The 12,310-nt window shown below is 73.9% G+C and carries 1 protein-coding gene; it reads left to right on the plus strand.

The genetic code is table 11. From position 1 onward, the window contains the following. Positions 1-18: 18 nt before the first annotated feature. Entirely contained in the window at positions 19-12,309 is a 12,291-nt protein-coding gene (locus tag OG207_RS07370; protein WP_329096976.1) for an SDR family NAD(P)-dependent oxidoreductase, read from the plus strand. Position 12,310: the final 1 nt, after the last annotated feature.

The following is a 12,310-nucleotide window of genomic DNA, read 5'->3' on the forward strand; positions in this document are numbered from 1 at the left end:
GGAAAGGAAGCAGCGGCCATGGAGCCCCTGACCGTCACCGGCCCCCTGAGTGTCACCCGAGTGGAGACCGACGCGTTCGCCAGGGCCAGCGGCGACCTGAACCCGCTGCACGTGGACGAGGCGTACGCGAGCCGCACCCCGTTCGGGGAGCCCGTCGCCCACGGCGTGCTGTGCGTGCTGAAGGCCCTGGCCGCAGGACCGGCCAGGCCGGGCATGCGGCTCGCGAGCCTGAAGGTCCGCTTTCCCGGCCCGGTCATCCCGGGGCAGCGGTACGCATGCGAGGTGGCGGCCGCCGGCCCGGACGCAGCCCGGTACCGCATCCTGGACGGCCGCCGGGTGCTGCTCGACGCCGAGATCACGTACGTGCCGGGCGCCCTGCGGTCCGCACCGTCTCGGGCGGCGCGAGCCCGGGCCTTCGACACCGCCGCGCAGACCCCCCTGGAGCAGCTGGTCGTGGGCACCGCGATCGGTTCGGCCTACCGTCCCGACCGGGCACGGCTCAAGGAACTGCTCGCCGAAGTCGGTCTGAACGACCACGGCATCGACGTCGAGCACGCGGCGGCGCTGGCCTGGGCCAGCCAGCTTGCCGGCATGGAGGCGCCGGGCCGGTCGGCACTCATCAGCAGTATCGAGCTGACCTGCGAAGAGACCACTGCATCCCGTGGCTTCGCGGCAAAGGGCGAGATCGCCGACGTCGATATCCGTTTCCGCAGCGTGCGCCTGACCGGTGAGGTGGCGGCCGGACGGCTGCGCGCCCGTGTCGAGATATGCGCCTTCGCCCGGCGAGAAGTCCCGGCCCCCTCACCCGAGCAGATCCGCGCACGCGTGACCCCCGGGTCCCTCGACGGGCGCGTGGCCTTCGTCGCCGGAGGCAGCCGCGGCCTCGGCGCCGCGCTGGTCCAGGCCCTGGCCGTGGCCGGCTGCACCGTCCACGTCGCCTTCCGGCACGGCCGGGCCGAAGCGGAGGCTCTGGCGGATTCGCTGGGCCCCGACGCCGGGCGGATCCGGCTGCACCAGGGCGACGTGGGCGATCCCTCGTGGTGTGAGCAGGTACGGGACCGGATCCACGCACAGGACGGGCCGGTCGATCTGCTCCTGCTCAACGCCGGCCCTGCCGCACAGGGGATGGACCTGCACACGGCGACCGTCGCGCGGGCCGGCGAACACGTCCGGCGCGCACTGGAACTGGCGCAGGCCCCGCTCTCCTCCTTCGCCGAGGACCTCGCGGCTGCCGCCGGCCGGATCGTGGCCATCTCCTCCGCCTACGCGGGCGAGCCCAGGCGCGGCCTCGCCCACTACGCCGCCGCGAAGAGCGCCGTCGAGGGCCTGGTGCGGGCAGCCGCCGCCGAGTACTCCGGCGTCCGTGTGCTGATCGCCAGGCCGCCGCGGCTCGCCACCTCCTTCGCCGACAGCGTGGCGGCGGCGGACGAGGCCCTGCCCGTCGAGCCCGTGGCCGCCACGATCGTCGGCCGGCTGGCAGCCGGCCCCTCGGACACGGTGGTGGAACTGCTGGACGAATTCGACGAGTTCGCGGGCCGCACGCACGCCGCGCCGGAGCAGGACACCGCCGTCCGCCTCGTGCCCGCCACCGCTGCGCCCGTGACGGACTCCACCGGCCGCGGCCTGCTCGCCGTGGCCGCCACCTTCACCACCGACCCGCTGCGCGAGCTCCTCACCCGCTGGAGCGAGCGGCTCGGGCTCGGCCTGGAGGTGCACCTCACCCCTTACGGCCAGGTGTTCCAGGAACTCCTCGACCCGCGGAGCACGTTCTCCGCCAACCCGCACGGCTGCAATGCCGTACTGATCCGGCTGGAGGACTGGCCGCAGGGCACCGAAGGCACCCGTACCGTCGACGAGTTCACCGCGGCGGCCACCGCGTGCGCGCGGCGTACCGCGGTGCCGCTGGCGGTCGTCGTGTGCCCGGCCTCTCCGCCGGCCGAGGCCGCCAGGTCCGGGGAACTGACGCACCTGGAGGAGCGGCTGCGCGGTGCCCTCACCCCTGTCGACGGCATCCATGTCACCGGAAGCGACCGTTGGAGCAGCGGCTTCCGGGTGACCGGGCACCACGACGCGGCACGGGAGGAGCACGCCCACCTCCCGTACACCCCGCTCGCCCTGACGGCTCTTGCCACCACCGTCGCCCGGACGGTCCACTCCCTCCTGGCGCCTCCGTACAAGGTGCTCGTCCTGGACTGCGACAACACCCTGTGGGGCGGTGTCTGCGGTGAGGACGGACCTGACGGCATCCGGCTGGGCGACGCGCACCTGGCACTCCAGCGGTGGGCCGTCGAGCGGCACGACCAGGGTGTGCTGATCTGCCTGAGCAGCAAGAACTCCGAGCACGACGTTGAGGAGGTGTTCCGCCACCACCCGGAGATGCCGCTGCGTCCCGAGCACATCGCGGCCCGCCGCATCGACTGGAACCCCAAGCCGGGGAACATCGCCGCCCTCGCGGCCGAGCTCGGACTGGGGCTCGACAGCGTCGTCTTCCTCGACGACAACCCGGTGGAGACCGCCGCCGTCCGGGCCTCCTGCCCGGACGTACTGGCCCTGACACTGCCCTCGGACGAGGCGGAGGTGTCCGGATTCCTCGACCGGCTGTGGGCCTTCGACCGGCCCGCAGTCACCGACGAGGACCGTCGGCGTACCTCGATGTACCGCGTCGGCCGCGAGCGCGAGCAGCTGCGCGGATCCGCCGCCACGCTCGGGGAGTTCATCGCCGGACTGCGGCTGCGGATCGACGTGCGCGAGGCCCGGCCGGAACAGCTCGCCCGGGTCGCCCAGCTCACCCAGCGCACCAACCAGTTCAACCTGTCCGGGATCCGCAGGACCGAGCAGGAGCTGAAGGCGTTGCTCGCCGACGGCGCGCGGTGCTGGGTGGCCGAAGTCGGCGACCGTTTCGGGGAGTACGGGCTGGTCGGAGCGGCCGTCACCCGGGCCGGCGAGGACGCCGTCGTACTGGAGACCTTCCTGCTGAGCTGCCGGGTGCTGGGCCGTGGGGTCGAGCACGCCTTCCTCTCCGCCGTTGCCGCGGCCTCTGTGGGGGACGCCGCGATGCTGGAGGCCGTATACCGGCCGACGGCGCGGAACACCCCGGTGCGCACGTTCTTCGAGACCGTTCTCGGCACGGGCACACCGGCGGCCGAGGACACGACCGTCTGGCGGGTCCCGCGCGACGCGGCCGCCCAGGTCGTCTTCCGGCCCGAGGACCACACGGCGAGCACGGATCCGGGCCGGCACGCCACCGCGCCGGCGAAGCCCTCCGCCCGGTCTGCCGATCCGGTTCGCCAGGCGGCGCTCACCAGCCTGGCCGCCGATCTCACGGGGGCCGAGGCACTCCACCGGTGGATCGGCGGTGCGCCCGGCAGCGTCGGGCGCCACGAGCCGGGCCACACGGCCGGCACTGCTCTGGAGGCCTTGTACGAGGTTCTGGCCCGGCTGCGCGGCATCCCGGCAGTCAGCATGAGCTCGGACACCACGCTCGCATCGCTGCGGCTGGAATCCCTGGAGATCGTCGACGCCACCGTGGCCCTGGAGAAGCGGTACGGAAGGCTGCCGGCCACGCTCTTCTTCGAACACCGGACGCTGGGCCGGCTGGCCGAGGCGCTGCATCCGGACACGGCGACACCGCCGGCGCTCGCCACTGCGGGCGCGGACACCGAACCGGAAGTCATCGAACCTGAGGAGATCGAGGCGGTCGGTACCGCGCCCGGGGACATCGCCGTCGTCGGGATCGCCGGGCGCTACCCGGGCGCATCCGACATCGCGCAGCTGTGGCGGAACCTCCTCGCGGGCACCGAGTCGATATCGGACGCGGCGGAGCGCTGGGGCGGCCCGTCCGTCGTGGACCCGGCCGGCGGGCCCGCCAAGACGTACACCTCCGCCGCCGGACTGATCGAGGGCGTCGACGAGTTCGACGCGCCGTTCTTCGGCCTCGCCCCCAGCGAGGCGGAGACCATGGACCCCCAGCAGCGCCTCTTTCTCCAGGCCGCCTACCACGCACTGGAGGACGCCGGGCACACGGCCGCGGACCTCGGCCGCGACGTCGGCGTGTACGTCGCGTCGATGGGCCCCGACTACGCCGTGCTCAGCGCGAACGCGGCACTGGGCGGCCGTAGCCGCTACCCCAACAGCGACCTCTACCAGATCGCCAACCGGGTGTCGCACTTCTTCGACTTCACCGGGCCCAGCCTCGCCGTCGACACGGCTTGTTCCGGCTCGGGCGTCGCCCTGCAGCTCGCCTGTGACGCCATCCGCAGCGGCACCGTCACGGCCGCCCTGGCCGGCGGTGTCAACCTCATCCTGCATCCCGCACGGCGGATCCAGTACGCGCAGCTCGGCATGGTCTCCCGTACCGGTCGCTGCCGGCCGTTCGGTGCGGGCGCCGACGGAATGATCCCGAGCGAAGGCGTGGGCGCGGTTCTGCTGCGTCCGCTGCGCGACGCGCTCGCCGACGGCGACCACGTCTACGGAGTGATCAAGGCGATCGGCGCGAACAGCGGCGGCCGCACCAACGGATTCACCGTGCCCAGCCCGGAAGCCCAGGCCACGCTGATCTCCGCCACCCTGCGCCGCGCCGCCGTCGACCCGGCCACGATCGGATACGTCGAAGCACACGGCACGGGCACCCCGCTCGGCGACCCCATCGAGATCCGAGGCCTGACCCAGGCCTTCGGGGGCACGGTACGGCCCGGCAGCGTCCCGGTCGGCAGTCTCAAGGGCAACATCGGGCACACCGAGGCGGCAGCGGCCGTCGCCGGGCTGACCAAAGTCCTGCTCCAGCTGCGCCACGGCACACTGGTTCCCTCGCTGCACGCCGAGGAGACCAACCCGCACATCGACTTCGAGCGCACCCCGTTCCGGGTGCAGCGGGAGACCGCCGAGTGGCGGCACGACCACCAGGGCATGCGGCGGCGCGCCGCGCTGAGCTCCTTCGGCGCCGGGGGCGTCAACGTCCACGCCGTGCTGGAGGAGGCCCCCGACCCGGCTCGGCGGCGGCGGGCCCCCGCCGGAGACCCGGAGCTGATCCTGCTGTCCGCCCGTGACGAGGAGCAACTGCGCGAGGTATGCACCCGCCTGGCCGGCTGGGTGCGGGCGGACGAGGGGCGGAACCCGCTCGGCGACATCGGCCACACGCTCCGGGCCGGACGCGAGCACTTCGGCTGCCGCATCGCCTTCCTGGCCGCCGGCCCCGGCGATCTGGCGGAGACCCTGGACCGCCTCGGCTCGGATCCGGGCGGGATCGAGGCCGCGGCGGCGGCCGTCGGGGCCGTCTCCTTCGGGCGCGTGGCCGCGGCCCCGGCACTTGCCGAGGTCTTCGACGGCGGCACGGAATCGGTACGCCTGCTGGAGGATCTCGCGCGGCGCAGCGGCCCTGCAGCGCTCGGCCGGCTGTGGTGCCAGGGCGTACGCGTCGACTGGCCGAGCGTCCTGCCGGGGACCGGGCAGCGCAGGGTCCCGCTCCCGGGGTACCCGTTCCGGCGCGCCCGGCACTGGCTGGAGGAGCCGCCCTCCGCCGTGTCCGAAGCATCCACCGTGTCCGCCATGCCCGCCATGCCCGCCATGCCCGCCATGCCCGCCGGGCTCGAATCCCCTGGCGAAACCGCGTACTACGCACCGCACTGGCTCCCCGAGCCCGCCCTCACGGACGGTCTCCCGGCCGGTGCCACCGTCGTGGCCATCGGCGCGACCCCGCAGTGGGCGGTCGGCGCCGACCTGCTGCTGGCCGGCCCCGACGGGATACCCGAACCGGCCGCCGGCGAGCAGCACCTGATCGTCGTCGACCGGCGCTGTCTCGACACCGACGGCGGCACAGGGACGACCTCGCTGGACGCGGCCCTCGCCGCGGCCCGGCTGGCGGTCCGGGGGCGACACGTCACCTTCGTCTGCCTGTGCCGCCCCACGGAGGAGGACCCCGGCAGCGCCGCGGTCACGGGGTTCGGGCGGGCCCTCGCCCAGGAGTCCCCGCTGTTCCGGACCGTACGGATCGAGGTCGCCCGGGACAGTGCCGAGCCCACCCTCGCGGAGACCCTCGCCGAGGCACGGACCGGCACGGCCGAGGTACGCAGGGACGGCGGAGCGCGCCTGGTGCGGCGCTGGCTGCCCCTGGCCGCCGGTCACGGCAGCCGTGTCCTGCGGGACGGCGGCCACTACCTGATCGCCGGAGGCGCGGGCGGCGTCGGACGGCTGCTGGCCGCCCGGCTCGCCGAGCGCTGCCGGGCCTCCGTCACACTGCTGGGCCGCTCAACCGCTCCCGCCGCGATCGACCGGCTCCGTACGGACGTACGGGCGCACGGCGGTGAACTCCTTTACATCCAGGCCGATGTCACGGATGCCCGGCAGACCGCGGAGGCCCTGGCCAGATCCCGGCAGCAGCACGGCCCGCTGCGCGGCGTCGTACACGCCGCCGGGGTCCTGCGCGACGGATCCTTCCGGGACAAGTCCGGGGAGCGGATCCGCGAGGTCCTCGCACCCAAGGTGACCGGCTGCGAGGTGCTGGACCATGCGACCGTCGACGACGACCTGGACTTCTTCCTGCTCATGTCCTCGTTCGTCGGCACCTTCGGCAACGCCGGGCAGGCGGAGTACTGCGCCGCCAACCGCTTCCTCGACGCGTTCGCCGAACAGCGTGCCGCGCGCACCGCCCGGGGTCTGCGTTCCGGGCGTTCCGTCTCGGCGGTGTGGCCCCTCTGGGAAGACGGAGGCATGCGCATGCCCGCCGCTGCACGCCGGCTGACCGCGACGACGCTCGGCCTGACGGCCATCGGCCGCGATGCCGCCCTGCGCGCCTTCGAGGAGGTACTCGGCCTGGACAGTACGACCGTACTGATCGGCTGTGGCGACCAGGAGCGGATCGCCGGTGCGCTGGCCGCGCTCACGCCCGCCCCGGCCCCGGCCGCACCGCACCTCCACGCCGATCGCGGGCCGGGACCGGCGGACGATCGCCCGGCCGCCCTGCTGGAACGGCTCCGTGACGAGGCCGCCCGGCTCGTCAAGCTGCCGTTGACACAGGTCGACGTCACCGCCGAGTTCGGGGACTACGGCTTCAATTCACTGTTGTTCACCGACTTCGCCAACCGGCTGAACCAGCTCTTCGCGCTGACGTTGACCCCCGTGGTCTTCTTCGAGTTCCCGACTTTGACGGCCCTCGCCGAGGAGCTGGGACGTCGAGGCGCGGCCGTGGCCCGCACCCAGCCGGCCGGCACCGGAGCGAACGCCGGCCCCGAGAGCGCGAAGGCGGTGGCTCCGGTTGCCGTCGGATCCCCGGTTTCCGGGCCGGAACCCGCGATCCCGGTCGCTGTGATCGGCATGGCCGGGCGCTTCCCCGGTTCACCCGGCCTCGACGCGTACTGGGGCCACCTGATGGCCGGCCGCGACCTCGTCACCGAGGCGCCGGAGGGCCGCTGGACCGGCACCCGTCCGCTCGGCGGCTTCCTGGAGGACGTCCTGGCCTTCGACGCCGCCTTCTTCGGGATCTCGCCCCGCGAGGCCCGGCTGATGGACCCGCAGCAGCGGCTGTTCCTCGAAACGGCCTGGCACGCGCTGGAGGACTCGGGCCACGACCCGCGCCGGCTCGGCGGCAGCCGCACCGGGGTGTTCGTCGGGGCGACCTTGTCCGACTACTCCGAACTGCTGGCCCGCAGCGGCGAGGAGACGGCCGGCCACTCGGTCACCGGCCATGTCCAGAGCATCATCGCCAACCGGCTCTCGTACCTGCTCGACCTGCGCGGGCCGAGCGAGGCCGTCGACACCGCCTGTTCCAGCTCGCTCACCGCCCTGCACCGGGCGCTGAGAGCTCTGGAGGCGGGCGAATGCGATCTCGCCGTGGTCGGCGGCGTCAACGCCCTCTTCTCCCCCACCTGGTTCGAGTCCCTCGGCAAAGCCGGGATGCTGTCGGCGACGGGCCGCTGCTGGACCTTCGACGAGCGTGCCGACGGGTTCATCCGCGGTGAAGGCGCCGGTGTGGTCGTCCTCAAGCGGCTGGACGTAGCCCTTCGCGACCGGGACCCGGTCCGTGCAGTGATCCGAGGCAGCGCGGTCAACCACGGCGGACGGGCCCACTCACTGACCGCCCCGAACCCCGAGGCCCAGGCCGAAGCCGTCGCCACGGCGCTGCGCCGGGCGGGCGCGCACCCCCGCGCGGTGTCGCTGATCGAGACGCACGGCACCGGAACCCGGCTCGGCGACCCCATCGAAGTGGCCGGTCTCCGCACGGCCTTCAGCCGCCTCGGTGCCCCCGGAGGCCCGCCCTGGTGCGCCCTGGGCGCGGTCAAGGCCGGCATCGGACACCTGGAGTCGGCCGCGGGCATGGCGGGTCTGATCAAGGTGCTGCTCGCCATCGGGCACCGGACGCTGCCGCCGAACGCGGCGGGCGACCGGCCGAACCCGCACCTGGAGCTGGACCGGGGCCCCTTCCGCCTGCCCCTGGCGCCCGAGGCATGGGAGCCGACGGACGAGACGGGCGCGCCGCTGCCCCTGCTGGCCGGTGTCAGCGCCTTCGGCTTCGGCGGGGCCAACGCCCACGTCATCGTGGGAGAGCCCCCGGCGGAAGCGGCCCCCGACCGCGATCCGGCCGACCACCCGGGAGACCCCGAGGTGGTGGTGCTCTCCGCCACCACCCCTGAGCGGCTGAGGGAGTACGCGCGCGGACTGCGCGACTCCCTGTCCGGCTCGGAGTACCGGCTGGCCGACCTCGCCCACACCTCGCGCGTGGCCCGCACCCCGCTGCCGGTACGGCTGGCCGCGGTCGCCTCGACCCGCGGGGAACTCGTCGGCCGACTCGACGCCTTCCTCACCGGGCTGGGCGCTCCCGGCCTGTACACGGTCGACGGCGAACCGTCCCCTGCGTCAGGTGCCGAGGCTTCCGGCCCGCACGCGCTCGCGCGCCGCTGGGCGGCAGGTGAGGAGGTCATCTGGCCCACCGCGCCGGGCCGCCGCCGCGTGCCCTTCCCCGCCTATCCCTTCGACCACTCGACCCCGCACGGACCCTCGCTCGGAGGCGACGACATGACGGCGACGCAGCCGGAAGCGGCACACCTGCCGCAACTGCTGACCCGCAGCTGGGTGCCCGCACCCTCGGCAGCTCCGGTGCGCGCACCGCACGGACCGTGCCTGCTCCTCCTCGGCCGGGACACAGGTGTCGGCCTGCTCGAAGAGCTCGCGGGGCTGGACACCGTGGACTGGATCGTGCTGCGCGAGTCCTCCGCGCTTCCCTCCCTCGGCGCCCACGAGTACGAACTGGACCTCGACGACCACGGGGCCGGGGTGCGTGCCGCGCGGGAGATCACCGCCCGCCACGGACACCCTGCGGCTGTCGTCGACCTGGTCGACGCCTTCGGCGGGCCGGCCCTCGGTCGTGAGGCCGCACGGGTCGGGCTGCTCCAGGCCCTCGCCGGGAACGGCCGGACGGAGGAGCTGGCCGTGGCGCACGTGCGGCGTAGGGCCCGGCTCGGCGGCGCCCGGATGGCGGGTCTGGTACGGGCCGTCGGCTCGGAGTGCGGTGCCGTACGGGCGGTCGGCCTCGAAGTCGAGGAGGCGCAGGAGGCCCTGGGCGCGGCCGTCCGTGAACTGGGCACGGCGGGCGGGGAGTCCGAGGTGCGCTACATCGACGGCGTACGGCACGTACGACGTCTGCGGACCACGGACAACGGGCGGACCACCCCGCCCGGAAGTTTGGGTGGCATGCCGGTCGACCCCGGCCGGGCCTACCTGATCACCGGGGGCACGGGTGGACTCGGTCTGGCCGCGGCCGAACTACTCGTGCGGCATGGTGCTCGTCGTCTCGCCCTCGCCGGCCGGCGTCCGCTGCCGCTGGACGGCTCCGGCGAAGGCGGCTGGGGGCGGGAACGGGCCGCTGCCGTCCGCCGACTGGAGGAGGCCGGGGCCGAGGTTCTGCTGCACACCGGCAGCCTGGCCGACGAGACCGCACTGACCGGCTTCCTGGAGCGAGTCCGTACCCGGTTCGGTGGTATCGCCGGAGTCCTGCACTGCGCGGGCTCCGTGTCGCCCACGCCCGCCTTCGTCCACAAGGGCTTCGCTGAGATCGCCGACTGCTGGGAGCCCAAGGGCGCCGGACTGCTGGCGCTCGACCGGGCGCTGGCCCAGGACGAACCCGACTTCGTCGTGCTGTACTCCTCGCTCTCCGCCACCGTGCCCGCGCTGGCGGGCGGTCTCAGCGACTATGCCGCCGCCAACGCCCTGCTCGACGCCTTCGCCGAGGAGCGGGCCGGGTTGGCCTGGTCACGCGGCTCGCGCACCCGGTACCTGGCGATCGGCTGGGGAAGCTGGGCGGGTCTCGGCATGGGCGAGGTCACCAGTCCCCGCTACCGGCAGGCCGGTCTCGGAGCGCTCACCCGTGAACAGGGGCTCGCCCTCCTGGAACGTGCCCTGGCCGCCACCGGGCACACCAGCCTGGTCGCCGTGGCGGCCCTGCCAGGAGCCGCTGAACGGCTCCTGGGCGGAGCCGAGACCGCCGCCGTCGGGACGGCCCCCGGCAGGGGCATCGGCGCCGATGCCGACGCGGACGCCGCACCGGCGCCCGCACCGAGCGCCAGCCTGGCCGAGCGGTGTGCCGAGTACCTCACCGAGGTGCTGGCGGAGGCGACCCTGCTGGACCGCGCCGCGATCCGCCCGGAGGCTCCCTTCGCCGACCTGGGCGTCGACTCGGTGCTCATCGCCGGTCTCGTCCCCCGGCTGGAGGCGGTCACCGGTGCCCCGGTGGACCCGTCGGTGATCCTTGAGCACCCGACCGTCGCCAGGCTGGCGGCCCACCTGGCGGAGCGACACCACGACGCCCTCGCCCGCTGGGCAGGCACCCTGCCCGCCCAGGCCACCGCCGACCCCCGCACGGCCGCCGGCCGGTCCGTCCACTCCAGCCGCTCCGATGCCGCGCCCCCGGTGATTCCCATGGCCGTCGTCGGCATGGCCGGAAGGTTCCCCGGTGCGGCCACCACGGGCGAGTTCTGGGAGCTGCTGCGCAACGGCCGCTCCGGGGTGCGGGAGGTCCCGCGCTCTCGCTGGGACGTGGCGAGCCTGTACTCGCCAGAGCCCCGGGAGGGCCGCAGCATCAGCAAGTGGGGCGGATTCCTGGACGGCGTCGAGGAGTTCGACCCGGGGTACTTCGGCATCCCGGAGACCGACGCCGCCCACATGGACCCGCTCACGCGGCTCTTCCTGGAGTGCGCCGAGCAGACCTTCGCCGACGCCGGATACACCGCGGCCGAGCTCGCCGGACGCCGGATCGGCGTCTACGTGGGATCGGGCACGAGCAGCTACGCCTCACGGATCACCCGGCCCGGGCGGGCGACCGCCACCGGCCTCAACCAGAACTTCATCGCCGCCCACCTGGCACACGTCCGGGACCTGCGCGGACCGAACCTGGTCGTGGACAGCGCCTGCTCCTCGTCACTGACGAGCCTTCACCTGGCCTGCCAGGCCCTGCGCCTCGGCGACTGCGAGATGGCGCTGGTCGGCGGCGCGGACCTGATCCTGGACGAGACCCCCTACCTGTCGCTGAGCGCCTCCGGTGCCCTGTCGCCGGACGGCGCGTGCCACGTGTTCGACGCGGCTGCCAACGGCTTCGTCCCCGGTGAGGGAGTCGGCGCCGTCCTGCTGAAGCCGCTGCCGGCGGCACTCGCCGACGGCGACCGCGTGCTTGCGGTCATCGAGTCCACGGCGGTGAACAACGACGGCCGCACCATGGGCCTCACCACGCCGAACCCCGAGGCCCAGCGGGACGTGGTCCGCGAGGCCCTCGCCCAGGCCGGGGCGGACGCGGGCAGCGTCTCGTACATCGAGGCGCACGGCACCGGCACCATGATCGGTGACCCGATCGAACTGAAGGCGCTCACCGAGGTCTTCCGCGAGTCCACCGCCGAACGCGGCTTCTGCGCCGTCGGCAGCGTCAAGTCCAATGTCGGCCACCTGCTGATGGCCGCGGGGATGGCGAGCCTCCAAAAGGTGGTGCTCTCCCTGGTGCACCGGGCCCTGCCGCCGACGCTGCACTGCGAACACCCCAATCCCCGCTTCGTCTTCGAGTCCTCTCCCTTCCGGCCCAACACCGAGCTGCGGGACTGGCCGGCCCGGCAGGGGGTACGCCGTGCGGGCATCAGCGCCTTCGGGTTCGGCGGCACCAACTGCCATGTGCTCGTCCGGGAGCTGACCGCCGCCGAGCGCGAGACCCATGAGGCGAGGCGCGTCCCGCTGCCGCCACCGGTCTTCCACCGCACGCGCCACTGGGTGGAGCGTCCCCGCCCGAGTCACCGGGCCCCACAACCCCGTCCCTTGTTCGAGCTGGAGGACCTGAGCTAGC

Source organism: Streptomyces sp. NBC_01439 (assembly GCF_036227605.1).
Lineage (GTDB): Bacteria > Actinomycetota > Actinomycetes > Streptomycetales > Streptomycetaceae > Streptomyces.